The organism is Pseudomonas fluorescens, from assembly GCF_012974785.1.
Classification (GTDB): domain Bacteria; phylum Pseudomonadota; class Gammaproteobacteria; order Pseudomonadales; family Pseudomonadaceae; genus Aquipseudomonas; species Aquipseudomonas fluorescens_BT.
In genome coordinates this window covers 4,247,073-4,271,236 of the sequence record NZ_CP027561.1, presented here as the reverse complement: position 1 = coordinate 4,271,236, position 24,164 = coordinate 4,247,073, and the positions used below count along the sequence as shown (strand labels likewise).

At 59.7% G+C, this 24,164-nt stretch carries 20 protein-coding genes; 13 read left to right on the top strand and 7 right to left on the bottom strand.

The features are described from left to right. Positions 1-128 precede the first annotated feature (128 nt). Entirely contained in the window at positions 129-1,271 is a 1,143-nt protein-coding gene (gene pdxB / locus C6Y56_RS19260) for a 4-phosphoerythronate dehydrogenase PdxB (protein WP_169431225.1), read from the top strand. A gap of 57 nt (positions 1,272-1,328) precedes the next feature. Here the strand turns inward: pdxB and C6Y56_RS19255 are convergent, their stop codons facing one another. After that, positions 1,329-1,508 (bottom strand): PA1571 family protein, encoded by a 180-nt coding sequence (locus tag C6Y56_RS19255; RefSeq protein ID WP_065260694.1) that lies wholly within the window; start codon positions 1,506-1,508, stop codon positions 1,329-1,331. Between the two features lie 259 nt (positions 1,509-1,767). On the opposite strand from C6Y56_RS19255, the gene C6Y56_RS19250 reads away from it, so the two are divergent. Beyond that, positions 1,768-3,561, top strand: a complete 1,794-nt coding sequence (locus tag C6Y56_RS19250; protein ID WP_169431224.1) for an ABC transporter transmembrane domain-containing protein — start codon at positions 1,768-1,770, stop codon at positions 3,559-3,561. 105 nt (positions 3,562-3,666) lie between these two features. Here C6Y56_RS19250 and C6Y56_RS19245 read toward each other — a convergent pair whose 3' ends face one another. Further along, positions 3,667-5,595 carry a transglycosylase SLT domain-containing protein gene (locus tag C6Y56_RS19245; RefSeq protein ID WP_169431223.1) on the bottom strand — a complete coding sequence of 643 codons (1,929 nt, stop codon included), beginning with the start codon at positions 5,593-5,595 and terminating at the stop codon, positions 3,667-3,669. Between the two features lie 213 nt (positions 5,596-5,808). Here C6Y56_RS19245 and C6Y56_RS19240 point away from each other — a divergent pair, with 213 nt between their 5' ends. Continuing rightward, positions 5,809-7,731 carry an ATP-binding cassette domain-containing protein gene (locus tag C6Y56_RS19240; protein ID WP_169431222.1) on the top strand — a complete coding sequence of 641 codons (1,923 nt, stop codon included), beginning with the start codon at positions 5,809-5,811 and terminating at the stop codon, positions 7,729-7,731. A 75-nt stretch (positions 7,732-7,806) separates the two neighbouring features. On the opposite strand, the gene C6Y56_RS19235 is transcribed toward C6Y56_RS19240, so the two are convergent. Further along, a complete protein-coding gene (locus C6Y56_RS19235; RefSeq protein ID WP_011335197.1) occupies positions 7,807-8,244 on the bottom strand; it encodes a universal stress protein in 438 nt (145 codons plus the stop codon). Positions 8,245-8,362: 118 nt separating this feature from the next. Here C6Y56_RS19235 and C6Y56_RS19230 point away from each other — a divergent pair, with 118 nt between their 5' ends. The 7 genes from C6Y56_RS19230 (at position 8,363) to C6Y56_RS19200 (ending at position 16,810) form a co-directional block, all read left to right on the top strand. Continuing rightward, positions 8,363-8,800 carry a hypothetical protein gene (locus C6Y56_RS19230; protein ID WP_169431221.1) on the top strand — a complete coding sequence of 146 codons (438 nt, stop codon included), beginning with the start codon at positions 8,363-8,365 and terminating at the stop codon, positions 8,798-8,800. Between the two features lie 540 nt (positions 8,801-9,340). Next, the gene (fadB, locus tag C6Y56_RS19225) at positions 9,341-11,488 is read left to right on the top strand and encodes a fatty acid oxidation complex subunit alpha FadB (RefSeq protein WP_074689251.1); all 2,148 of its coding nucleotides are present in this window, start codon (positions 9,341-9,343) and stop codon (positions 11,486-11,488) included. Between the two features lie 29 nt (positions 11,489-11,517). Further along, positions 11,518-12,693, top strand: coding sequence for an acetyl-CoA C-acyltransferase FadA (gene fadA / locus C6Y56_RS19220; RefSeq protein WP_085613118.1), 1,176 nt, complete (start codon positions 11,518-11,520; stop codon positions 12,691-12,693). A 99-nt stretch (positions 12,694-12,792) separates the two neighbouring features. Further along, positions 12,793-13,029, top strand: coding sequence for a DUF1653 domain-containing protein (locus C6Y56_RS19215; protein WP_007953059.1), 237 nt, complete (start codon positions 12,793-12,795; stop codon positions 13,027-13,029). A 114-nt stretch (positions 13,030-13,143) separates the two neighbouring features. After that, the gene (topA, locus tag C6Y56_RS19210; RefSeq protein ID WP_169431220.1) at positions 13,144-15,774 is read left to right on the top strand and encodes a type I DNA topoisomerase; all 2,631 of its coding nucleotides are present in this window, start codon (positions 13,144-13,146) and stop codon (positions 15,772-15,774) included. 171 nt (positions 15,775-15,945) lie between these two features. Next, positions 15,946-16,470 carry a DUF6586 family protein gene (locus C6Y56_RS19205; protein WP_169431219.1) on the top strand — a complete coding sequence of 175 codons (525 nt, stop codon included), beginning with the start codon at positions 15,946-15,948 and terminating at the stop codon, positions 16,468-16,470. Positions 16,471-16,576: 106 nt separating this feature from the next. Next, the gene (locus C6Y56_RS19200; RefSeq protein ID WP_003226592.1) at positions 16,577-16,810 is read left to right on the top strand and encodes a hypothetical protein; all 234 of its coding nucleotides are present in this window, start codon (positions 16,577-16,579) and stop codon (positions 16,808-16,810) included. Positions 16,811-16,888: 78 nt separating this feature from the next. On the opposite strand, the gene sulA is transcribed toward C6Y56_RS19200, so the two are convergent. After that, complete coding sequence (sulA, locus tag C6Y56_RS19195) at positions 16,889-17,362, bottom strand: SOS-induced cell division inhibitor SulA (protein ID WP_169431218.1); 474 nt, start codon at positions 17,360-17,362, stop codon at positions 16,889-16,891. A gap of 10 nt (positions 17,363-17,372) precedes the next feature. Beyond that, positions 17,373-17,981 carry a transcriptional repressor LexA gene (lexA, locus tag C6Y56_RS19190; RefSeq protein ID WP_007953044.1) on the bottom strand — a complete coding sequence of 203 codons (609 nt, stop codon included), beginning with the start codon at positions 17,979-17,981 and terminating at the stop codon, positions 17,373-17,375. Positions 17,982-18,211: 230 nt separating this feature from the next. Here lexA and C6Y56_RS19185 point away from each other — a divergent pair, with 230 nt between their 5' ends. The 3 genes from C6Y56_RS19185 to C6Y56_RS19175 all read left to right on the top strand — a co-directional run bounded on the left by C6Y56_RS19185 (position 18,212) and on the right by C6Y56_RS19175 (position 20,838). After that, positions 18,212-18,919, top strand: a complete 708-nt coding sequence (locus C6Y56_RS19185) for a TetR/AcrR family transcriptional regulator (protein WP_007953037.1) — start codon at positions 18,212-18,214, stop codon at positions 18,917-18,919. Positions 18,920-19,089: 170 nt separating this feature from the next. Further along, the gene (gene nagZ, locus C6Y56_RS19180; RefSeq protein WP_169432674.1) at positions 19,090-20,088 is read left to right on the top strand and encodes a beta-N-acetylhexosaminidase; all 999 of its coding nucleotides are present in this window, start codon (positions 19,090-19,092) and stop codon (positions 20,086-20,088) included. Between the two features lie 12 nt (positions 20,089-20,100). After that, complete coding sequence (locus C6Y56_RS19175; RefSeq protein ID WP_169431217.1) at positions 20,101-20,838, top strand: S-methyl-5'-thioinosine phosphorylase; 738 nt, start codon at positions 20,101-20,103, stop codon at positions 20,836-20,838. 42 nt (positions 20,839-20,880) lie between these two features. Here C6Y56_RS19175 and C6Y56_RS19170 read toward each other — a convergent pair whose 3' ends face one another. Together C6Y56_RS19170 and C6Y56_RS19165 are read right to left on the bottom strand one after the other, a co-directional pair. Next, positions 20,881-23,571 carry a DEAD/DEAH box helicase gene (locus C6Y56_RS19170; RefSeq protein WP_169431216.1) on the bottom strand — a complete coding sequence of 897 codons (2,691 nt, stop codon included), beginning with the start codon at positions 23,569-23,571 and terminating at the stop codon, positions 20,881-20,883. A gap of 11 nt (positions 23,572-23,582) precedes the next feature. Next, a complete protein-coding gene (locus C6Y56_RS19165; RefSeq protein ID WP_169431215.1) occupies positions 23,583-24,164 on the bottom strand; it encodes a CsiV family protein in 582 nt (193 codons plus the stop codon).

The following is a 24,164-nucleotide window of genomic DNA, read 5'->3' as shown; positions in this document are numbered from 1 at the left end:
GGCCGGGCATTCTACGCCGCTGACACAATGGTCAGGAAAATTCCTCTGTTGCGGATTTGTAAACAACAGCCTGCTGGCTCATCGCAGTCCCAGCGCCTACACTGCCGATCCGCCCAAGGAGCCCCGCCATGCTGATTGTTGCCGACGAAAATATCCCGTTGCTCGATGCCTTTTTTGCCGGTTTTGGAGAAATCCGCCGGGTGCCGGGCCGTTCCATTGACCGGGCCACGGTCGAACAGGCCGACGTGCTGCTGGTGCGCTCAGTGACTAACGTCAACCGTGCGTTGCTGGAAGGCAGCAAGGTGCGTTTTGTCGGCACCTGCACCATCGGCACCGATCATCTGGACCTCGATTATTTCAACGAGGCTGGCATCACCTGGTCCAGCGCGCCCGGCTGCAACGCCCGGGGCGTGGTGGATTACGTGCTGGGCAGCCTGATGACGCTCGCCGAAATCGAAGGCGTCGACCTGACGCAGCGCACCTATGGCGTGATCGGCGCCGGTGAAGTCGGCGGTCGCCTGATCAAGGTACTCAAGGGGCTGGGCTGGCAGGTGAAAGTCTGCGATCCGCCGCGTCAGGCGGCCGAGGGCGGCGACTATGTCAGCCTGGAACAGATCATCGAGCAATGCGACGTGATCAGCTTGCACACGCCGCTGACCCGCAGCGGTGAAGGTGCGACCTGGCACTTGTTTGACGAGCCACGTTTGCAACAACTCAAACCCGGTACCTGGCTGATCAACGCCGCCCGTGGCCCGGTGGTGGATAACGTCGCATTACGCAAAGTGCTGCTGGAGCGAGAAGACCTGCAAGCGGTGCTTGACGTCTGGGAAGCCGAGCCGCAAGTCGATGTGGCGCTGGCCGAACTCTGTGTGCTGGCCACTCCGCACATCGCCGGTTACAGCCTCGATGGCAAACAGCGCGGCACGGCGCAGATCTATCAGGCTTACTGCGAATTCATCGGTCAGCCGGCCAGCATTCAGCTCGGCGATCTGTTGCCGGCACCGTGGTTGTCGGAAGTTTCCCTGCATGCCGACAGCGATCCGGCCTGGGCGCTGGCGATGTTGTGCCGAGGCGTGTACGACCCGCGCCGGGACGATGCGGATTTTCGCAGCACCCTGTTGGGCAGCGTCGGCGAGCAACGCGCGGCGTTCGATGTGTTGCGCAAGCAGTATCCGGTGCGTCGCGAAATCGAAGGGTTGAAAGTAAGAATTGAGGGGGATTCACCAGCCCTGCGGCAGATCGTGTCGGCATTGGGGGCGGTGGCCGTTTAAACACCGGACAGAAAAAAACCGGCCTGCAAGGGCCGGGTCAGGAAGACGGTGGCTATATCACTTTTGTTCGGCAGGCTTGACCAATCGCTTCTCCAGTTCGCGGCAGGCGTTCTGGATCATGTCTTCAGTGATTGGCACTTCGCGCCCATCCTTATCGATAATCGAGCAACCCAGAGGTTGGCCGGGCTTGGTGCGGATCACTTGAATCTTGTCGTCGCTGCTGTGTTGCAAGGACATGGCCTGTCTCCTCATCAGGTTGTGTAAGCACAATAAAACCGTCAGGTGACCAGGCTGTGACAACTCCCTTCGATCTTTCCGGAACGGTATCTCCACTCAAGCAGAAATGACCGTTCGTCTCAACCCGGGCATTAGACCGATAGCATCTAGGAGGTAGTCTGGCCGGTCATAATTAACCTGACTCATTGTGATTTGCAGAGTTCCACCCCATTTGACTCTGTAGGCTGGCCCTATCCATCAGCACACGACGTGAACCTGAATGATCCCGATGCTTTCCTCGCGCCACCGCCGGGCCCTGCGCCTGACCAGTCATTTTCTTGCGCCCTATCGCTGGCAGGCCTTCGGTGCGCTACTCGCATTGATCGTCACGGCCGGTATTACGCTGTCGATGGGGCAGGGCATCAAGCTGCTGGTCGATCAGGGCTTCATGACCCAGTCGCCGCACCTGCTCAATCAGTCCATTGGCCTGTTCATGCTCCTGGTGCTGGGGCTCGCGGTCGGCACCTTTGCCCGGTTTTATCTGGTGTCATGGATTGGCGAACGGGTGGTGGCGGACATTCGTCGGCAGGTGTTCAACCATCTGGTTTACCTGCATCCCGGGTTTTATGAGGACAACCGCAGTTCGGAAATCCAGTCGCGCCTGACCGCTGACACGACATTGCTGCAATCGGTGATCGGCTCGTCGCTGTCGTTGTTCCTGCGCAATTTACTGATGGTCATTGGCGGTGTCGTGTTGCTGTTCATCACCAATGCCAAGCTCACCAGCATCGTGGTGATTGCGCTGCCGCTGGTGATTGCGCCGATCCTGATTTTCGGGCGACGGGTACGTAATCTCTCGCGATTGAGCCAGGACCGGATCGCCGACATTGGCAGTTACGTGTCGGAAACCCTCGGCCAGATCAAGACTGTTCAGGCCTACAACCATCAGGTGCAGGACGAACAGCGTTTCGCCTCCACTGTCGAGCAGGCATTCGAAACGGCGCGCAAACGGATTTTCCAGCGGGCCTGGCTTATTACGCTGGTGATTGTGCTGGTGCTCGGCGCCGTGGCGGTGATGTTGTGGGTCGGTGGCATGGACGTGATCGCCGGGCGAATATCTGCCGGTGAACTGGCGGCGTTCGTGTTCTACAGCCTGATCGTCGGCAGTGCGTTCGGCACGTTGAGCGAAGTGATCGGCGAATTGCAGCGCGCAGCGGGCGCCGCCGAGCGCATCGCCGAATTGTTGCGTTCGCAGAACATTATCCAACCGCCCAAAGATGGACTTGTGACCTTGCCGGAGCGGATCAAGGGCGAACTGGCGTTGCAGGACGTGCGCTTTTCCTACCCTTCGCGTCCCGAAAGCTATGCCGTTGACGGCTTGAGTCTGACGGTCAATGCGGGCGAAACCCTCGCGCTGGTCGGGCCGTCCGGTGCGGGCAAGTCCACGGTGTATGACTTGCTGTTGCGCTTTTATGATCCCCGCGAAGGGCAAATCCTGATCGATGGTGTGCCGTTGAAGAGTCTTGATCCGCTGGACCTGCGCCGCTGTTTTGCACTGGTTTCGCAGACCCCGGCGCTGTTCTTCGGCAGTGTCGAAGAAAACATTCGCTACGGTTGCCCGACCGCCACGCCGGAGCAAGTCCGGGAAGCCGCGAAAATCGCCCACGCCCACGACTTCATCGAGCAAATGCCCGACGGCTACCAGACCCACCTGGGCGACGGCGGCCTCGGCCTGTCAGGCGGGCAACGCCAGCGTCTGGCCATTGCCCGGGCGTTGCTGGTCGACGCGCCGATCCTGCTGCTCGACGAAGCCACCAGCGCCCTTGACGCACAGAGCGAACATCTGATCCAGCAAGCGTTGCCGAGCCTGATGCAAAACCGCACCACGCTGGTCATCGCCCACCGGTTGGCGACGGTGAAAAACGCCGACCGGATCGCGGTGATGGATCAGGGCAAACTGGTGGCGATTGGCACGCATCAGGAGCTGATCGCCAGCAATCCGCTGTATGCGCGGTTGGCGGCGTTGCAGTTCAGTGATGGACATCAGGCTTCGACCGAGCCAGTAACCGACTGAGTAACCGACCCTGTAGCCGACCCGGTCGAGCGCCATAAAAAATGCCCGCATCGATCGATGCGGGCATTTTTGTTTACGCTGATCTTTCAGCCAGGCGCTGAACGATCACTGATCGTCAAAGTACCGCTCATGCCAATCCACCAGCGGTTGCGGCGAGTTGAGTTTCTGGCCGTAGATCACCGAGTAGGACAGCACGTTCTGCACGTACTGGCGGGTTTCGTCGAACGGGATGCTTTCCACCCACACGTCGAAGCTCAGGTGGTCGGCGCCACGCAGCCACTGGCGCACGCGGCCGGGGCCGGCGTTGTAGGCGGCGGAGGCAAGTACGCGGTTGCCGTTGAACTGGCTGTGCACCTGACTCAGGTAGGCGGCGCCGAGCTGGATGTTCTTGTCCGGATCGAGCACCTGCTGTGGCGAAGCCATCGGAATGCTGAACTTGCGCGCGGTTTCCTTGGCGGTGCCGGGCATCAGTTGCATCAGGCCGCTGGCGCCGACGCCGGAGCGGGCGTCGTCCATGAAGGCGCTTTCCTGACGGGTGATGGCGAACACCCAGCTCGAGTGCAGGCCACGGACCTTGGCTTCACGCACGAGGGTGTCGCGGTGGGCCATCGGGAAGCGGATGTCCAGGTCGTCCCAGTATTGCGCCTGGCTGATGGTGCGGATCGCCGGGAAGTACCACTTCAGGTCATAAGCCAGTTTGGCCTGGGCGACCATTTCGTCGCGATTGAAGTGACGGCTGACGTGATACCACTCGCGACGGCCGTCGACGATCTGCCCGCGGGCATGGAATTCCAGTGCACGGCGAACACCGGGGGTGTTGCGCACCTTGTTGATGATGGCCTGGCTGAGCACCAGCGGTTTGTTGACCAGCGAATAGGGCTGCTGCGAACGGTCGGCGGCGAGGAAACCGTAGAAGTCCCGCTCCCGCGCCAGACCTTTGTACAGCGTTTGTGCTTCGGGGTTCTGCGGTTGCGCCAGTTCCAGGCTGCGGGCCTGCCAGTAGCGCCAGCGGTTGGTGGTCGCCAGATCCTGCGGCAGGCGACGGGTCAACTGATAGGCATCGTCCCAGCGTGCCAGACGCAGCAGCAGACGCAGGCGCCATTCGGACACGGTGTTATCGCGCAGTTCCGGGTCATATTTGGTCATCACGTCCAGGGCGCGGCTGTCGAAGCGACGGGCCAGGGTCAGACCGATTTCACGGGCGATGGCGACTTTTTCATCCCGGGAGAAATGCATGCTGCTGGCGTAGCCATCGAGCAGATCCATGGCCTTGTCCGGATCCTGACGGGCCAGGCGGCGCAGGCCGAGGCTGACGATGTCCGACATCGGTTCGTCGGCCGGGGTGAAGCGCGACGGCTGGTTGAGCAGTTCAGGTTTTTGCGCCACATCCACCAACAGGCGCCCGCGAGGGGCAAGGGTGGTCAGGCCATTGACCAGGCTGTTGGCCAGCGGATAGTTGCGTGTCTGTGCGGCGAGTTTGGTGCGCTCCCAGCGTTTTTGCTCGGTCAGTTGACCGTCGGCGGCCCAGATCCCGAACAGCGCATCACACGCGGCAGGCTGCGATTTGCCGGTCAGCCACAGTTTGTCGGCGTTGGCGTAGCCCTCGGCCTTGTGGCCGCTGCTGATCTGGTACTGCGCGTTCAGACAGTCCAGTTCGGTGAAGTTGAGCTTCGGGTCGTAATACTTGACGAACGTCGCCCAGTCGCCACGATCGGCCAGCCAGCGCAGCCAGCGCAACTTCATCCAGTTGGCCTGAGGCAGATCACCGTGTTCGGCGAGGAACTTTTCGATTTCCGCGTTGCTGGCAGTCTTGAGGCGGGCGGTCAGCTCGTCGTAGGCCAGGTACGGCTCAAGCGGGTAGTCGGCGAGGGCCTGGCTGTAACGGAAGTACGGGCCGGTGTCGCCCTTGGCCAGGGCGCGCTTGGCCTCATCGTAATACTGACGCTGGGTGGACAGGTCCACCGCCTGGGCGGATTGAGCAGCAGCGGCGGTGAGTAGCAAACAGGACAAAACACTGAGAAGGCGACTGCGCATGAGACATCCGGGCAGAGAAATCATGACAAGTGCCAGCGTGGGCGGCACTGAATTGTCTGTAGCTTAGCCTTTTGCCAGCAGACGGCGAAAGCTTTGCCGGCCTTGCGGCACAAGATCGCAACAAATGTTGTGCAGAGTACGTCAGCGGTGAAATTGCCGGCCTGTTCGGCCCTCGATTCAGGTAGAATGCGCGCCCGGTTTTTGGAGAAGCTCATGACCCTGCTCAAATTCAGCGATGTGTCCCTTGCATTCGGCGCGATGCCGTTGTTGGACAAGGTGTCCTGGCAGATCGCCCGTGGTGAGCGGGTGTGCATCATCGGTCGCAACGGCACTGGCAAGTCCAGCATGATGAAACTGGTCAAGGGCGACCAGAAGCCTGATGACGGCTCGGTGTGGCGTGCCCCCGGTCTGAAAATCGGTGAATTGCCGCAGGAATTGCCGGTGGCCGACGAGCGGACGGTGTTCGACGTGGTCGCCGAAGGCCTCGACGGTGTGGGCGCCTTGCTCGCCGAATACCATCACCTGAGCCAGAACATCGTCACCGACGCCGACCTGGAAAAGCTGATGCACGTCCAGCACGACCTTGAAGCCCGTGACGGCTGGCGCTTGCAGACTCTGGTCGACAGCACCTTGAGCCGCCTGCAACTGCCGGCCGACAAGACCCTCGCCGAGTTGTCCGGCGGCTGGCGTCGTCGTGTGCTGCTGGCGCAGGCGCTGGTATCCGAGCCGGATCTGCTGCTGCTCGACGAGCCAACCAACCACCTGGACATTGGTGCAATTGCCTGGCTTGAAGAAGCCTTGAAGGATTTCCAGGGCGCCGTGTTGTTCATCACGCACGACCGTTCCTTCCTGCAAAACCTCGCCACCCGCATCCTCGAACTGGATCGCGGCGGCCTGATCGACTGGAACGGCGACTACGCCAGTTTCCTGGTTCACAAGGAAGCCGCACTGGCTGCCGAAGAAACGGCCAACGCGCTGTTCGACAAGCGTCTGGCGCAGGAAGAGGTGTGGATCCGTCAGGGCATCAAGGCCCGGCGTACCCGTAACGAAGGCCGGGTTCGCGCACTGAAAGCGTTGCGCGTCGAGCGTAGCGAGCGTCGTGAGCGTACCGGCAAAGCCAACATCCAGCTGGAAACTGCCGAGAAGTCTGGCAAGCAGGTGATGGTGCTGGATAACGTGAGCTTCGCGCATCCGGGCGGCCCGTTCCTGATTCGCGATTTCTCGATGGTGCTGCAGCGCGGCGACCGGATCGGCCTGCTTGGTGCCAACGGCACCGGCAAAACCACCCTGCTGAAACTGATGCTCAGCGGCCTGCAACCGACCAGCGGCAAAGTGGAAGAGGGCACCCGGATCGATGTGGCCTACTTCGATCAGCTGCGTCATCAACTGGATCTGGAAAAGACCGTGATCGACAACGTCGCCGAGGGGCGCGACTTCATCGACATCGACGGCCAGAGCCGCCACGTGCTCAGCTACCTCGGCGACTTCCTGTTCAGCCCGCAGCGTGCCCGCACACCGGTGAAAGCGTTGTCCGGTGGTGAGCGCGCACGTCTGCTGCTGGCCAAACTGTTCAGCAAGCCTGCGAACCTGCTGGTGCTCGACGAACCGACCAACGATCTGGACGTGGAAACCCTCGAGCTGCTCGAAGAAGTGTTGCTGACTTTCAACGGCACCGTACTGATGGTCAGCCACGACCGGGCATTCCTCGACAACGTGGTCACCAGCACTCTGGTCTTCGAAGGTGAAGGCAAGGTTCGCGAGTACGTTGGCGGCTATCAGGACTGGATCCGCCAGGGCGGTTCGCCGCGTCTGTTGGGCGTGACCGAAAGCAAATCCGGCAAGGCCGACCTGAATTCGGCGGTGGTCACTGCCGAACCGGCTCCGGTTGCCGCACCAGTCGCGGCGGCCCCGGCGGCGAAGAAAAAGCTGAGCTACAAGCTTCAGCGCGAGCTGGAAGCGCTGCCGGGCGACATCGATGCCAAGGAACAGCAGATCGCTGCTGTCGAGGCTGAAATGGCTGAGGCTGGTTTCTATCAGCGTCCGCCGGCCGAGACGGCCAAGGTGATTGCTTCACTGGAGCAATTGCAGGCTGAGCTGGATGCGCTGGTGGAGCGTTGGGCCGAGCTGGACGCCTGATTGTTTCAAGGCATGAAAAAGCCCGGCATCCAGTAATGGGTGCCGGGCTTTTCAGCTTTTCACAAGCGAGTGGGATCAGCGTTTGACCAGGTGCACCGCCAGCACATCGCAAGGCGCGCCGTGCAGGACATCGTTGGCGGTCGAGCCCAATAGCAGCGCCAAACCGTGTCGGCCATGGCTGCCGACCACGATCAGGTCGCACTGCTGTTCCTTGGCGAAATGGTGGATTTCCTGACGGGGCTGGCCGTAGGTCAGGTGGCAGTTGGCGCCTTCGAGTTCGGTGTACTTGTGCTTCAGGCGTTCCAGACGTTCCTTGGCCTGATCGAACTGCTGTTGTTGCAGTTGTGACAGATCCATCGGCACGTCACCGCCGAAGGCCATGGCCATCGGTTCGACGATATGCACCAGCGACAGCTTGGCGCCATTGCTCACCGACAGCTCTCGGGCGCGGTGGATCACAGGGTCGCACTCTTCGGTCAGATCTACGGCGACCAGGATATGGTGGTAGGGCATGAGGTGCTCCTCGTGAGGGATCAATATTGGTAAGTATGGCTGGTTTCAAGCGCATTGGTTCCAGCGTCACGCAATGGGCTCATTCAAAATCGGCGCATTTAAAAACGGGAGTAGAGATATGACGGTCTGGCTGGTGGTGTCAATCCTGCTGGTGGTGTTGAGTCCGCTGGCATGGTTGCGTCCGTCCCGCGCACAGAGTGGCCGGATAGCCTTGCGCACGGAGGCCCGGCGCATCGGGCTGGCCATGCAGCTGGCGCCTCAGGAGTGGCCGCACTGGTTGAGCCAGGAGCCGCCAAACCCGTGTGCGCAATACCACCGGCCGCGACGCAGCAGGCAGCCAGCGTGCTGGACGTATTGGCAGAAATCCCCGGGTGTGTGGGTCAATCAGTGGCAGGAAGCCTGTGACGATCCGCTTTTGCTGAATCATTTCGAAAAATTGCCGGGCAACGTGTTCAAGGTTGAGGCCGACAAACAGATGATTGCGCTCTATTGGGGCGAGAAGGGTGACGCTTCGGTTCTGCTGGAAATTGATGCAACGCTGAAAGCGCTGGCATGATTCGCTGAAGTTTCGCGCTGCAACGGTGCGAAACGTCTGGCAGACGAGCAATAAAAAGCCCGACATGATTCATCGGGCGGGGTTGGCCAGGCAGGCCGGAAATTCTTTTCAGTGCTGATTCCGAGTGATCCGGTCAGCAGACGTGCGTCTGTTTTCCTTCGTAGTCCCGCCAGCGTAGCCTGTTAAACAAGGCTTGCAGCGAATTAGGGCGACTTTTCTAACTATTAATCTTATGAATGCCCTGACATGCAGGCATGTGTGGCCGGGCTGCGTCTTACAGAAATGACCGCAAAGTCGCATTTCAACCCGTATTTAGGGCGATTGACAATTGTCGGAAATTCCGTGAAGGTGGCGTACCCAAATCAAACGGGCGTATGAATTGAGCGTTTGTATTGCAGACTGCTCCTACAGAATCCCGACTATCGCGTTGGCGGGTGTGCCGGGTGGATTGGTGTCAGCATTGACGAAAAAGCGTCCTGCCGAGCCATTCGCCTGCGTCCGACGTGTACTGTTCAGCTTCCATATCGTGGAGATCAGTTGATGATTTACGAAGGTAAAGCCATCACGGTTAAAGCTCTTGAAAGTGGCATCGTCGAATTGAAATTCGACCTCAAGGGTGAGTCCGTCAACAAGTTCAACCGTCTTACCCTGAACGAACTGCGTCAGGCCGTAGACACCATCAAGGCAGATGCTTCGATCAAGGGCGTGATCGTCAGCAGTGGCAAGGACGTGTTCATCGTCGGCGCCGACATCACCGAATTTGTCGACAACTTCAAGCTGCCGGATGCCGAGCTGGTTGCAGGCAATCTCGAAGCCAACAAGATCTTCAGCGATTTCGAAGACCTCAACGTTCCGACCGTGGCCGCGATCAACGGCATCGCCCTGGGTGGCGGTCTGGAAATGTGCCTGGCAGCGGACTACCGCGTCATGTCCACCAAGGCCAAGATCGGTCTGCCGGAAGTCAAGCTGGGCATCTACCCGGGCTTCGGCGGTACCGTGCGTCTGCCGCGCCTGATCGGTGCCGACAACGCCATCGAGTGGATTGCCGCCGGCAAGGAAAACCGTCCTGAAGACGCGCTCAAAGTCGGCGCCGTCGATGCGGTGGTTGCTCCCGAGAAGCTGCAGGATGCTGCCCTTGAACTGATCAAGCGCGCCATCTCCGGCGAGTTTGACTACAAGGCCAAGCGTCAGCCGAAGCTGGAAAAGCTCAAGCTGAACGCCATTGAACAAATGATGGCTTTCGAAACCGCCAAGGGTTTTGTGGCTGGCCAGGCCGGCCCGAACTACCCGGCCCCGGTTGAAGCGATCAAGACTATCCAGAAAGCCGCGAACTTCGGTCGCGACAAGGCGCTGGAAGTCGAAGCCGCAGGTTTCGTGAAACTGGCCAAGACCTCTGCCGCGCAGAGCTTGATCGGTCTGTTCCTGAACGATCAGGAACTGAAGAAAAAGGCCAAGGCCTACGACGAAATCGCCAAGGACGTGAAGCAGGCTGCCGTACTGGGCGCCGGCATCATGGGTGGCGGTATCGCCTATCAGTCGGCTTCCAAAGGCACGCCGATCCTGATGAAGGACATCAACGAGCACGGCATCGAGCAAGGTCTGGCTGAAGCCGCCAAGCTGCTGGTCGGTCGCGTTGATAAAGGCCGCATGACCGCTGCGAAAATGGCTGAAGTGCTCAACGGCATTCGTCCTACGCTGTCCTACGGCGATTTCGGTCACGTCGACCTGGTCGTGGAAGCCGTGGTCGAGAACCCGAAGGTCAAGCAAGCCGTTCTGGCGGAAGTCGAAGACAAGGTCAAAGAGGACACCATCCTCGCGTCCAACACCTCGACCATTTCCATCAGCCTGCTGGCCAAGGCTCTCAAACGTCCGGAAAACTTCGTCGGCATGCACTTCTTCAACCCGGTGCACATGATGCCGCTGGTGGAAGTGATTCGTGGCGAGAAATCCAGCGAACAGGCGATTGCCACCACCGTTGCCTACGCCAAGAAAATGGGCAAGAACCCGATCGTCGTCAACGACTGCCCGGGCTTCCTGGTCAACCGCGTACTGTTCCCGTACTTCGGCGGTTTCGCCAAGCTGGTCAGCGCCGGTGTGGACTTCGTCCGTATCGACAAGATCATGGAAAAATTCGGCTGGCCGATGGGCCCGGCGTACCTGATGGACGTGGTCGGCATCGACACCGGCCACCACGGTCGTGACGTGATGGCTGAAGGCTTCCCGGACCGCATGAAGGACGACCGTCGTTCGGCCATCGACGTGCTTTACGAAGCCAAGCGTCTGGGGCAGAAGAACGGCAAGGGCTTCTACGCCTACGAGGCCGACAAGAAAGGCAAGCAGAAGAAGGTTGCTGATCCGTCGGTACTGGAAGTGCTCAAGCCGATCGTCTACGAGCAGCGTGAAGTCACTGACGAAGACATCATCAACTGGATGATGATCCCGCTGTGCCTGGAAACCGTGCGTTGCCTGGAAGACGGCATCGTCGAAACTGCTGCCGAAGCCGACATGGGTCTGGTCTACGGTATTGGTTTCCCTCCATTCCGTGGCGGTGCGCTGCGCTACATCGATTCGATCGGTGTTGCCGAGTTCGTTGCCCTGGCCGACCAGTACGCTGATTTGGGCGCGCTGTACCACCCGACCGCGAAGCTGCGCGAAATGGCCAAGAACGGCCAGAGCTTCTTCGGTTAAGCGCCCCCAACTAGAGTGAGAGTGAACTTATGAGCTTGAATCCTAGAGACGTCGTGATTGTCGACTTCGGTCGTACTCCGATGGGCCGCTCCAAGGGCGGCATGCACCGCAACACCCGCGCCGAAGACATGTCGGCGCACCTGATCAGCAAACTGCTGGAACGCAACACCAAGGTCGATCCTGCCGAAGTCGAGGACGTGATCTGGGGCTGCGTCAACCAGACCCTGGAGCAGGGCTGGAACATCGCGCGGATGGCGTCGCTGATGACCCAGATCCCGCACACCTCGGCCGGCCAGACCGTCAGCCGTCTGTGTGGCTCGTCGATGAGCGCCCTGCACACCGCTGCGCAAGCGATTATGACCGGTAACGGTGACGTATTCGTGGTTGGTGGCGTCGAGCATATGGGCCACGTGAGCATGATGCACGGTGTCGATCCGAACCCGCACATGTCCCTGTACGCGGCGAAAGCCTCGGGCATGATGGGCCTGACCGCTGAAATGCTGGGCAAAATGCACGGCATCACTCGCGAACAGCAGGACGCCTTTGGCGTGCGTTCCCACCAGTTGGCCCACAAGGCGACTGTGGAAGGCAAGTTCAAGGACGAAATCATCCCGATGCAGGGTTACGACGAGAACGGTTTCCTGAAAACCTTCGACTACGACGAAACCATTCGTCCGGAAACCACCCTGGAAAGTCTGGCGGCTCTGAAGCCGGCGTTCAATCCAAAGGGCGGTACCGTGACTGCCGGTACTTCGTCGCAGATCACCGATGGTGCTTCGTGCATGATCGTGATGTCGGCGCAGCGTGCGCAGGACCTGGGCATCCAGCCAATGGCGGTGATTCGTTCGATGGCGGTGGCGGGTGTGGATCCGGCGATCATGGGTTATGGTCCGGTACCGGCGACTCAGAAAGCACTCAAGCGTGCGGGCCTGGGTATCAACGATATCGACTTCTTCGAGCTCAACGAAGCGTTCGCCGCACAGGCCCTACCAGTGCTGAAAGACCTGAAAGTGCTCGACAAGATGAATGAGAAGGTTAACCTGCACGGCGGCGCGATCGCCCTGGGTCACCCGTTCGGTTGCTCCGGTGCCCGTATTTCCGGCACTTTGCTGAACGTGATGAAGCAGAATGGCGGTACCTTCGGGGTGGCCACCATGTGCATTGGCCTCGGCCAAGGCATCTCCACCGTCTTCGAACGCGTTTAAGCGTCTCGTCGATGGAAGCCGGGGCCAAGTGCCCCGGTTTTTGTTTTTGCGGATTTATTTTTGTTTTTATTTTGAAAAAATTTGAGTGAGGGCCGAAGCATGCCGATACAACCTGGGCTCTACCAACATTACAAAGGTCCGCAGTACCGCGTATTCAGTGTCGCGCGGCATTCCGAGACCGAAGAAGAAGTGGTCTTTTACCAAGCCCTGTATGGCGATTACGGCTTCTGGGTACGTCCCTTGAGCATGTTCCTGGAGTCCGTCGAGGTTGACGGCGAGCAGGTCCCACGCTTTGCTTTGGTGCAAGCCGAACCGAGCCTTTTTTCGAAGCCGTAAGGCGAGTGCGCGCAAAACCCTGCGCTTGACCTCACCTTGTAGCCACTATATATAGCGGTGCCGCGTCAGGCGCCAACCGCCTTTCACTTCTAGAATTCAGGAATTTTCTGATCCATGGGCAAATCGCTGGTCATTGTGGAATCCCCGGCTAAGGCCAAGACCATCAACAAGTATCTGGGCAACCAATACGTGGTGAAGTCGAGTATCGGCCATATCCGAGACCTGCCCACCAGCGGTTCGGCTAGCGCCAGCAAGGAGCCAGCCGCCAAGCGCGGCAAGGCAGCTGCAGGCGAAGCGCCAGCGCTGTCGCCGAAAGAGAAGGCGCGCAAGCAGCTGGTCTCGCGCATGGGTGTCGATCCCGATCATGGCTGGAAAGCCAAGTACGAGATCCTCCCGGGCAAGGAAAAGGTCATCGAAGAGCTGCGCCGGCTCGCCAAGGATGCTGACACCATCTATCTCGCAACCGACTTGGATCGCGAGGGGGAAGCCATTGCCTGGCACCTGCGCGAAGCCATCGGCGGTGACGACAGCCGCTACAAGCGTGTGGTGTTCAACGAAATCACCAAGAAGGCGATCCAGGAAGCCTTCTCGGAGCCGGGCGAACTCGACATCGATCGAGTGAACGCGCAGCAGGCCCGTCGTTTCCTCGATCGCGTCGTCGGCTACATGGTCTCGCCGCTGCTGTGGGCGAAGATCGCTCGCGGTTTGTCCGCCGGTCGCGTGCAATCGGTGGCCGTGAAGCTGGTGGTCGAGCGTGAGCGTGAAATTCGCGCGTTCATCCCGGAAGAATACTGGGAAGTGCATGCCGATCTCGGCACTGCAAAAGGCTCGACCGTGCGTTTCGAAGTGGCGCGTGAAAAGGGCGAAGCTTTCAAGCCCCTCAACGAAGCTCAGGCCATGGCGGCGCTGGAGAAGCTGAAGTCCTCCAGCTACAGCATCGTCAAGCGTGAAGACAAGCCGACCAGCAGCAAGCCGTCGGCACCGTTCATCACCTCCACGCTGCAACAGGCCGCGAGCAACCGCCTCGGCTTCGGCGTGAAGAAAACCATGATGATGGCCCAGCGTCTGTACGAAGCCGGCTACATCACTTATATGCGTACCGACTCGACCAACCTCTCGGCGGATGCCGTGACGATGGCGCGTACCTACATCGAAGACGAATTCGGCAAGAAGTACCTGCCGGAAACGCCGAACGTCTACAGCAGCAAGGAAGGCGCACAAGAGGCTCACGAAGCGATTCGTCCTTCCGACGCCAACACCACGCCAAGCAAGCTGGCTGGCATGGAGCGTGACGCTGAGCGCCTCTACGAGCTGATCTGGCGCCAGTTTCTGGCTTGCCAGATGCTGCCGGCCCAATATCTGTCGACCACCGTCAGCGTGGCCGCTGGCGACTTCGAGCTGCGTGCCAAGGGCCGTATCCTGAAGTTTGACGGCTACACCCGTGTCCTGCCGCAAATCACCAAGCCGGGCGACGACGATGTCCTGCCCGACATGGCTCAGGGCGACGTGATGAAGCTGATCAAGCTTGATCCGACCCAGCATTTCACCAAGCCGCCGGCCCGTTACTCGGAAGCCAGCCTGGTGAAGGAAATGGAAAAGCGCGGCATCGGCCGTCCTTCGACCTACGCGGCAATCATCTCGACCATTCAGGATCGCGGTTATGTGACCCTGCATAACCGTCGTTTCTATTCGGAAAAAATGGGCGACATCGTCACCGAGCGTCTGTCCGAGAGCTTCTCGAACCTCATGGACTACGGCTTTACCGCCGGCATGGAAGAGAACCTCGATGACGTGGCTCAGGGCGAGCGCGACTGGAAAAACGTGCTGGACGAGTTCTACGGCGACTTCAAGAAAAAACTCGAAGTGGCGGAGAATCCGGAAGCCGGCATGCGTGCCAACCAGCCGGTGATGACCGATATTCCGTGCACCACCTGCGGCCGCCCGATGCAGATCCGTACTGCGTCGACTGGCGTGTTCCTCGGCTGCTCGGGCTACAGCCTGCCGCCGAAAGAACGCTGCAAGGCCACCGTCAACCTGGTGCCGGGTGATGAAATCGCGGCGGACGACGAGGGCGAATCGGAATCCCTGGTACTGCGCGGCAAGCACCGCTGCCCGATCTGCAGCACGGCGATGGACGCCTACCTGCTCGACGAAAAGCGCAAGCTGCACATCTGCGGTAACAACCCGGATTGCGCCGGCTACGAGATCGAAGAAGGCAGCTACCGCATCAAGGGCTACGAAGGTCCGAGCCTGGAATGCGATAAGTGCGGCAGCGAGATGCAGCTCAAGACCGGCCGTTTCGGCAAGTTCTTCGGTTGCACCAACCCGACGTGCAAGAACACCCGCAAGCTGCTGAAGAGCGGGGACGCGGCGCCGCCGAAGATGGATCCGGTGAAGATGCCTGAGCTGAAATGCGAAAAGGTCAATGACACCTACATCCTGCGCGACGGTGCTTCCGGCCTGTTCCTGGCGGCAAGCCAATTCCCGAAAAACCGCGAGACCCGTGCTCCGCTGGTGATCGAGATTCTGCCGCACAAGGATGAGATCGATCCGAAGTACCACTTCCTGTGCGAAGCGCCGCAGAAGGATCCGGATGGCCTGCCAGCCGTGATCCGCTATAGCCGCAAGACCAAGGAGCAATACGTTCAGACCGAAGTCGACGGCAAGCCGACTGGCTGGAAGGCGTTCTATGACGGTGGCAAGTGGACGGTCGAAGACAAGCGTCCGGCGAAAGCCAAGGCTTGAGCTGGTGCTGATCTGAGGTTGCCCTGATAAGGTGGCTTCAACACAAAAGGCCGCATGACAACCTTCTGGTTTTCATGTGGCCTTTTTGTTTAAAGCTTGCGGTCGGATTGGTTGATCCATGACACTGTCCGACCTGTATGAAGAAATTGTTTCGCTGCGGAGAGTGCCGATATGGCCCACGAGCTCTATACCCGTACCAATCAGAAGATCTATTTCGCGGGTCTGTCGCTGGAAGCGCTGGCCAGGGCTGAAGAGGGGCGGGCGATGAATTCGCTGGCATTGATTCAGGCCGGGCGTGAATCGGCGCTGTTTCATCTCTACGGCGCATTGCTGGGGCTGTGTCACGAAATTGCAGGGTTCTATCGGCTGCCACAGGCTAACGCGCCCCGGGCGGAAACGCTGTTGACCCCTGAAGTGATCGAGTCGATTGCGATCCCCGAGTTGGCCGAGATGGTCGAGTTGGCGGGTAATCCGCAAACCTGGCTGGCTAAATTGCTGTCTGCGCATTCCGCGTTGTTTCAGCCACCACGAGTGCCACACAAGCCAAAAGGTGATGTGACCCAGCCACTGATTCAGGCGGTCAATCTGGATGAAGAGCAGGCGCCCGAAGAGTTGAGTCGTGAAGAGCTGGAGCGCTGGCGGCAGAACCTGAAGGGTCTGGCTATCCGTTTCCGTGAAGGCTTGAACGAGTGCTGATGGCGTCTTGGCTGGCAGCGGCGAGATGCATGCTGCTGGTCAAGATCCTGAGCGAATCCCGAATGATCTCTATATAATCCCTGCCTTTCGTGGAGAACAGACCTTTATGCCAACATCCTTTCTAGAAATTGTCGAGCTACCAGACGGCCGGATCGAACTGCGCAGGGCTGAGGACGAGGGTTCTCTGGTGACTCTGGATTTCTCCGAGGATGCCAAGGCGTTTCTGCAGGGCCAGCATGTTGAAATTGCCAAAGCGATGCTGAGCGTCGGCGTGCAGATGGCCGGTCGAATGGTTGAAGGCGAGTTTGACAAGGAAGAGGGGCCACGGGTTCTTCATTGAGCACCGCCCGTCGAGTATTGCTTCGGTCGGCTTCTCTATCCCTTGAGAAGCCCCGCGCTTCAGACAGTGCGTATCAAGTCAGCCCAATCTAATATTCAGACTTTGAGCGTCCCCGGTGCGGGCGGCGCTGATCAGTTGTTGGCGTGAACCTGAATTGAGCGGGTTCAACCATGTCACCACCGTATGGCTACGACCCAGGCGCAAGGCTTCGCAAGCCAGTTGCTGAGCGCTCTGTGCGCCGCGCGGTTGCAACAACAGGATGCGTTCACGATTCAATCCGGCATCCCGCAACCAGGTTTGGGTCAGGCTCGCAGGTGGCGCAATCAGGGTCAGCCATCGTGCGTCCTGATCATCACTCAATTCACGAAGAATGGGTGCCAGCAGGTTCAGGCAGTTCCCGGCTGCGCCGCGCAGTGACAGCTCGCTGAACGCTTCGGGTTCGGTATTCCACGGACGCTCGACAACATCCTTGAGGATGGGGGCGAGAGGTTGCGCGAGAAACGCTTCGAACAACGGCAGTTGTGTTTGCTGGGGTGCGTGTGGGAACTGCATAAAGCCTCCTTTAGCGGCGGATGACGCCGACACTCAAGCCTTCGATCACCAGTTCCTGATCTTTCAGGTTGACTTCGATGGGGGCAAACTCGGGGTTCTCTGCGATCAACCAGACCTTGCTGCCATCGCGCTTGAAGCGTTTGACCGTCACTTCATCGCCAATCCGGGCGACTACGATCTGGCCGTTACGTGCTTCCCGGGTCGTGTGAACTGCCAGAAGATCACCGTCGAAAATACCGATGTCCTTCATGCTCATCCCGTGGACCCGCAACAGGTAATCTGCGCGAGGGTGGAAGAAGGCCGGGTTGATGTTGCAGGACTCTTCGATGTGCTGCTGGGCGAGAATCGGCGCACCGGCGGCCACTCGACCGATAATCGGGAGGGTCGATTCGTCGACTTTGGCTTCAAAGCCGGGGATTCGAATGCCGCGAGAGGCCCCTGGGGTCATTTCGATCGCGCCTTTGCGAGCGAGCGCCTTGAGATGCTCTTCGGCAGCGTTGGGCGATTTGAAACCCAGTTCCTGAGCGATTTCCGCACGGGTCGGCGGGTAGCCGTTGTCTTCGAGGCAGCGTTTGATGAAGGCCAGAATCTCGGCTTGGCGTGGCGTCAGCTTAAGCATATTGATCGCTCTGTCTTTTTATACAGTGACTGGGATTATATACAGTGAAGTGATCTTGGCAATGATCGTTTTTTGCCAGGCCGCCGGACGGTCAGTGACGGCATCGATTAATGTGGCGTCCTTGTTGTGGTTAAATATCTGACCGACCATTCCCAAAACGAACCGGCAGGCTTGACAAGGCATAGGCTGAAACGTATGTTTCAAACAAGTGTTTGTCAGGCGGAGTAGCCATGGCCCAGTCGGAAACCGTTGAACGCATTCTTGATGCTGCAGAACAGCTGTTCGCGGAAAAAGGTTTCGCTGAAACCTCATTGCGTCTGATCACCAGCAAGGCCGGGGTCAACCTCGCAGCGGTGAATTATCACTTCGGCTCGAAGAAGGCGCTGATCCAGGCGGTGTTCTCGCGCTTCCTCGGCCCATTCTGCATCAGCCTCGACAAAGAGCTGGAGCGCCGCCAGGCCAAACCAGAAAACAAGCCTTCGCTCGAAGAACTGCTGGAAATCCTCGTCGAACAAGCTCTTGTCGTGCAGCCTCGCAGTGGTAACGACTTGTCGATTTTCATGCGCCTGCTGGGGCTGGCCTTCAGTCAGAGCCAGGGCCACCTGCGTCGTTACCTGGAAGACATGTACGGCAAGGTATTCCGCCGCTACATGTTGCTGGTTAACGAAGCCGCACCGCGCATTCCCCCCATCGAACTGTTCTGGCGCGTGCACTTCATGCTCGGCGCTGCGGCGTTCAGCATGTCGGGCATCAAGGCCTTGCGTGCGATTGCCGAGACCGACTTCGGCGTCAACACCTCCATCGAGCAGGTGATGCGTCTGATGGTGCCGTTCCTGGCGGCCGGCATGCGTGCCGAAACCGGTGTCACCGATACCGCGATGGCGACGGCACAACTGCGGCCGCGCAGCAAATCAGCGCCGGCACCGGCCAAGGTTTAACGGTCCATGGGTGGGCGCGGCTGCGGACATCCGCTAAGCTAGCCGCCCATGCCGACTCTCGTTCTGAACCCGTTTCTCATTGAAATCACCAACCTGCCGGGCAATGCCCCTGGTGGTGGTTTCGTGGGCGACGGGTTTTTCGTTTTCAAGGAATTTCTATGACTGCTGGCCTGCAAGGCTCGTTGATGGTGGACGTCGCCGGTACCTGGCTGACGGCCGAAGATCGCCAATTGTTGCGTCAGCCCGAAGTGGGTGGCCTGATCATTTTTGCCCGCAATATCGAGCATCCGCGCCAGGTTCGCGAGCTGAGTGCTGCGATCCGGGCCATCCGTCCGGATCTGCTGCTGGCGGTGGACCAGGAGGGCGGTCGTGTCCAGCGCCTGCGTCAGGGCTTTGTACGCCTGCCAGCCATGCGCGCCATCGCTGACAATCCGAACGCCGAATATCTGGCCGAGCAATGCGGCTGGATAATGGCCACTGAAGTACTGGCGGTCGGTCTCGACCTGAGCTTTGCCCCTGTGCTGGATCTGGATTACCAGCGTAGCGCCGTGGTCGGGACCCGTTCGTTCGAAGGCGATCCGGAGCGTGCCGCATTGCTGGCCGGCGCTTTCATCAAAGGCATGAACAGCGCCGGTATGGCTGCCACTGGCAAGCATTTCCCCGGCCACGGCTGGGCGGAAGCCGACTCTCACGTTGCAATCCCCAACGACGAGCGCAGCCTCGAAGAGATCCGCGCCAACGATCTCGTGCCATTCGCCAGACTGAGCAAACAATTGGCTGCCGTGATGCCCGCCCACGTGATTTATCCGCAAGTCGATGCGCAGCCCGCCGGTTTTTCACGGCGCTGGTTGCAGGATATCCTGCGCGGCGAGTTGCAGTTCGATGGCGTGATTTTCAGTGACGACCTCTCCATGGCTGGCGCGCACGTGGTCGGCGATGCGGCGAGCCGTATCGAGGCGGCACTCAGCGCCGGTTGCGACATGGGCCTGGTGTGCAACGACCGTGCAGCCGCCGAGCTGGCCCTGAGCGCCGCCCAGCGCATGAAGGTCAAGCCGTCGCCGCGCATCGCACGCATGCGCGGTCAGGCGTTCGCCAACACCGAATACCGTCAGGATCCGCGCTGGCTGACCGCTGTCGGCGCGCTCAAAGACGCTCAACTGATCGATTAAGGATTTTTCGCTATGACGGTTTACGCAATCATCGGTGGCACCGGCCTGACCCAGCTGGAAGGCCTGAGCATTCGTCAGTCGCTGGCGGTGGATACGCCTTATGGTGCGCCTTCGGCTGAAGTCCAGATTGGTGAATATGCCGGCAAGGAAGTGCTGTTCCTCGCTCGTCACGGCCACCCGCATCGTTTTCCGCCACACAAGGTCAACTATCGCGCCAATCTGTGGGCGTTGCAGCAGGCCGGGGCAGAAGCAATCATCGCGGTCAACGCCGTGGGCGGGATCCATCCGGCAATGGGCACCGGACATTTCTGCGTGCCGCATCAGATCGTGGACTACACCAGTGGGCGCGAACACACCTATTTCGCCGATGATCTGGAACATGTCACACATATCGACTTCAGCTTTCCCTACAGCGAGCCGCTGCGTCAGCAACTGATTGCAGCGTTGGCTGCCGAAGGTTGCGAATACAGCGATCAAGGCGTTTACGCCTGTACCCAGGGGCCGCGACTGGAAACCGTGGCCGAGATCGTACGTCTGGAGCGAGACGGTTGCGACATCGTCGGCATGACCGGCATGCCGGAAGCGGCGCTGGCTCGTGAGCTGGGTCTGGATTACGCCTGTCTGTCGCTGGTGGTGAACCCGGCGGCGGGCAAGACCACGGAAGTGATCACCATGGCTGAGATTGAGCAGGCGTTGCACGATGGCATGGGCAAGGTGAAATCGACACTGGCGCGCGTACTCAAGGGTTGATTCGGGCTCTGCAATGACTTGAATGAACAGGCGCTGAGAATCTCAGCGCTTTTCAAACTTGTCCGGCAGCGGCGCAAACAGCGCCTCGATATCATCGCTCTGCAACTTCCAGTCCCCGGCCTTGCGCCCATCCAGCACGCCGGCCGCCAGGTCGGATTTCTCCCGCTGCAAGTGCTGAATCTTTTCCTCGACTGTGCCTCGGGCAATCATCTTGTAGACGAACACCGGTTTTTCCTGGCCAATACGATACGCACGGTCGGTAGCCTGATTCTCGGTCGCCGGGTTCCACCACGGATCGTAGTGAATCACCGTGTCCGCTTCCGTCAGGTTCAGACCCACACCACCAGCCTTCAGGCTGATGAGAAAGATCTGACGCTTGCCGCTCTGGAATTCCTTCACCGGGGTACGTCGATCACGGGTCTGCCCCGTCAGCAATGCATAGGCGACATTGCGTTTTTTCAGCTCGTCCTCTATCAGTGACAACATCGAGGTGAACTGCGAAAACAGCAGAATCCGCCGTCCTTCCTCGAACAGCTCTTCGAGCATTTCCATCAGGCTGTCGAGTTTGCCCGAGGTGCTGCCGCGGGCCGGCAGTGTGGCGTCGTTGACCAGGCGCAGGTCGCAGCAGACCTGGCGCAGTTTAAGTAGCGCTTCAAGAATGATGATCTGGCTGCGTGCCACGCCTTTGCGGGTGATCTCGTCGCGCACCTTCTTGTCCATGGCCAGACGCATGGTTTCGTACACGTCACGCTGCGCTTCATTGAGCTCGACCCAGTGGATGATCTCGGTTTTCGGCGGCAGCTCGGTGGCGACCTGTTCCTTGGTGCGGCGCAGCAGGAACGGTTTGATCCGACCGTTGAGGTGCTGAAGTCTGACTTCGCTGGCGCGCTTTTCGATCGGCACGCGGTAATCGGCGTTGAAGCTTTTGACGTCGCCGAGCCAGCCGGGCAGCAGAAAGTGGAACAGCGACCACAGCTCACCCAGGTGGTTTTCCAGAGGGGTGCCGCTCAGGCACAGACGCTGGCGTGCATTGAGTTCGCGGGCAGCCTGAGCGGCTTTGCTGTTCGGGTTCTTGATGTATTGCGCCTCATCCAGCACCAATACATGCAGTGGCTGCTGCGCCAGACGCTCGACATCCTTGGGCAGCAGCGCATAAGTCGTGAGGATCAGGTCGTAATCGGCCAGATGCTCGAAATGCTTTTTGCGGCTGGCACCGTACAGGGCAACCACTTTGAGTTGCGGCGTGAAGTGCGCTGCCTCGTCCAGCCAGTTGGGAATCAGGCTGGTGGGCATCACCACCATGCAGGGGCGATCCAGGCGTCCGGCGTTTTTTTCGCTGAGAATGTGCGCCAGTGTCTGTAGGGTTTTGCCCAGTCCCATGTCGTCCGCGAGAATCCCGCCCACCTCAAGCTGTCGCAGCGACTGCATCCAGCTCAACCCTTCGAGCTGGTAGGGACGCAGTGTCGCGTTCAGTCCTTCCGGTGCTTCGGCGCTGTAATCGCGGATATCACGCAAGCGTTGGGCGAAACTGCGGATCTGCTCCCCGCCTTCCCAAAGCAGGGGAATGCCCTCCAGCGAATTGAGGCGGGTGGCGTCAGCCTTGCTCAGGCGTAGGGTGGTTTCACCCGGCTCTTGCAAATAAAACTCGCCCAGCGTTGCCAGTACCGGTTTCAACCGGCCAAGGGGCAGGGCGACTTGCAGCGGGCCATGCTCGCTGTTGCGCTGCGGGATGTTCACCAGAATCAGCTCATCGTCCCGTCGCCGGGCAAGGCGTTCGGGGTTGAGGATTTCCGTGTGCGAGCGCATCAGATTGAGCAGGATCGGCAGCAGACTCAGGCGTTCGCCGTTGACGATGATGCCCAGTTCCAGGTCAAACCAGTCCCGTTCCGGGGTCTGCTCGACCGTGGCATACCAGTCATCGACGGCCGTCAGATCGAAGCCGAACTCATCGTCGACCAGCAGTTCCCAGCCCTGGGTTCGCAGCTTAGGCAGATCGTTCAGGGTGAAGGTCAGCCACGCACTGTCGTTGACCATTTCATAGAGTTCGCCGGCGCTTTCCGGCAGCGCCTTGCTCTGTCTTGTGGCAATGCGAAAACCGAGAATCCGCAGTTGTTCGCGGTAGCTTTGCTCGACGTCCGGATGACGTTTGACCCGCAGGGTCTGGGTTTCCTGGCGTATCAGGATGTCACTGTTTTTTTGCCCGCTGACGTATTCGTCCAGATAACTGAAGGACAGCGCCGCACGATGCTGGATGTAGCGCTGCATCTTGCCGTTGCGCGGTTCGAACGCGCTGAATTCGACGCTGGCCAGCCACAGGCGTGGCACCGGTTGCACATTGTCCACCAGTACTTGCGGCGGCGCCTTGGGGCTGCGGTTTTCGAGGACGGCCTGGAGCTTTTCCAGCAGTTCGGCGTCTTTGGCGGCGGCGGGGTATTCCAGGGTTTCCTGCACTTGCAGCAATACCGCTGCGCAATGTTTGCAGTTGCTGTGAACCGGGCAGGTGCAGGTGGCATCGACCATCAGCAGGGTGCCCTTGGCTGACTCGCGCAAATGGATCGTCTGGCGATAGATGTTGCCGCCCGAGCCTTCGCAGCTGGCGGTAATGGTCGCATCGCCGACCTGCACGATCCGCACCCGGTTTTCCAGAGCGTAGCGGCGGCCACGCTCCAGGCTTTGTTCCTTGAACCGGCTGACCCAGGAGGAGGCCAGCGGTTTACTCAGAGGCGGGGACATAAGGACTTCGATCAGTCCGGAATGGATTCAGGCGCTTCCCGAGGCGCAGGCGCCGTCAGTGAAGTGATCTTGATCAGCAGGGCCAGGTGGCCGTTGTCCAGGTAGTTGAGCTGGCCATTTTTGGTGTGGCTGTCCTGCTTCAGGCGTTCGCTGGCGCTGACCATGCCATTGGCGTCGATCTGGTTGACCCAGAAATCGGCGTTTACATCGGTGAAACGCCCGAGTTTCATTTCAAGCGTGCCCTCGATGGGGAACTGGCCGAACTGTTCCTTGCCGTCGCTGATCGCGACTTTCGTCGGCACCTCGCCAAGGGTCTGTTGCCAGGCCTTGTGCATCAGCACGCTGTATTCGCCGCTGGCAGTGAGTTTGCTGGCGACTTCGCCCAGTGCCGGTGTGCGCTGGCTGGCATCGTCCAGACGCTGGGCACCGGCGGCCCAATCTTCCGGCGCGGCGCGGCTGACGATCGCCGGAACAGCGTTCTGGCGTACCAGAATCATTTCAACCTGATACAGGTCATCGGCAAACGCCGAGGGTGCCGCCATCGTTATCAAGAACGGGGTCAGCAGCAAGGTCAGAGAGCGAAACAGGCGCAT

Bases quoted from the DNA above. Each gene is read 5' to 3' on its own strand.
- pdxB (WP_169431225.1), top strand. From the start codon at position 129: ATGCTGATTGTTGCCGACGAAAATATCCCGTTGCTCGATGCCTTTTTT.
- C6Y56_RS19255 (WP_065260694.1), bottom strand. From the start codon at position 1,508: ATGTCCTTGCAACACAGCAGCGACGACAAGATTCAAGTGATCCGCACC.
- C6Y56_RS19250 (WP_169431224.1), top strand. From the start codon at position 1,768: ATGATCCCGATGCTTTCCTCGCGCCACCGCCGGGCCCTGCGCCTGACC.
- C6Y56_RS19245 (WP_169431223.1), bottom strand. From the start codon at position 5,595: ATGCGCAGTCGCCTTCTCAGTGTTTTGTCCTGTTTGCTACTCACCGCC.
- C6Y56_RS19240 (WP_169431222.1), top strand. From the start codon at position 5,809: ATGACCCTGCTCAAATTCAGCGATGTGTCCCTTGCATTCGGCGCGATG.
- C6Y56_RS19235 (WP_011335197.1), bottom strand. From the start codon at position 8,244: ATGCCCTACCACCATATCCTGGTCGCCGTAGATCTGACCGAAGAGTGC.
- C6Y56_RS19230 (WP_169431221.1), top strand. From the start codon at position 8,363: ATGACGGTCTGGCTGGTGGTGTCAATCCTGCTGGTGGTGTTGAGTCCG.
- fadB (WP_074689251.1), top strand. From the start codon at position 9,341: ATGATTTACGAAGGTAAAGCCATCACGGTTAAAGCTCTTGAAAGTGGC.
- fadA (WP_085613118.1), top strand. From the start codon at position 11,518: ATGAGCTTGAATCCTAGAGACGTCGTGATTGTCGACTTCGGTCGTACT.
- C6Y56_RS19215 (WP_007953059.1), top strand. From the start codon at position 12,793: ATGCCGATACAACCTGGGCTCTACCAACATTACAAAGGTCCGCAGTAC.
- topA (WP_169431220.1), top strand. From the start codon at position 13,144: ATGGGCAAATCGCTGGTCATTGTGGAATCCCCGGCTAAGGCCAAGACC.
- C6Y56_RS19205 (WP_169431219.1), top strand. From the start codon at position 15,946: ATGGCCCACGAGCTCTATACCCGTACCAATCAGAAGATCTATTTCGCG.
- C6Y56_RS19200 (WP_003226592.1), top strand. From the start codon at position 16,577: ATGCCAACATCCTTTCTAGAAATTGTCGAGCTACCAGACGGCCGGATC.
- sulA (WP_169431218.1), bottom strand. From the start codon at position 17,362: ATGCAGTTCCCACACGCACCCCAGCAAACACAACTGCCGTTGTTCGAA.
- lexA (WP_007953044.1), bottom strand. From the start codon at position 17,981: ATGCTTAAGCTGACGCCACGCCAAGCCGAGATTCTGGCCTTCATCAAA.
- C6Y56_RS19185 (WP_007953037.1), top strand. From the start codon at position 18,212: ATGGCCCAGTCGGAAACCGTTGAACGCATTCTTGATGCTGCAGAACAG.
- C6Y56_RS19175 (WP_169431217.1), top strand. From the start codon at position 20,101: ATGACGGTTTACGCAATCATCGGTGGCACCGGCCTGACCCAGCTGGAA.
- C6Y56_RS19170 (WP_169431216.1), bottom strand. From the start codon at position 23,571: ATGTCCCCGCCTCTGAGTAAACCGCTGGCCTCCTCCTGGGTCAGCCGG.
- C6Y56_RS19165 (WP_169431215.1), bottom strand. From the start codon at position 24,164: ATGCGCCTGTTTCGCTCTCTGACCTTGCTGCTGACCCCGTTCTTGATA.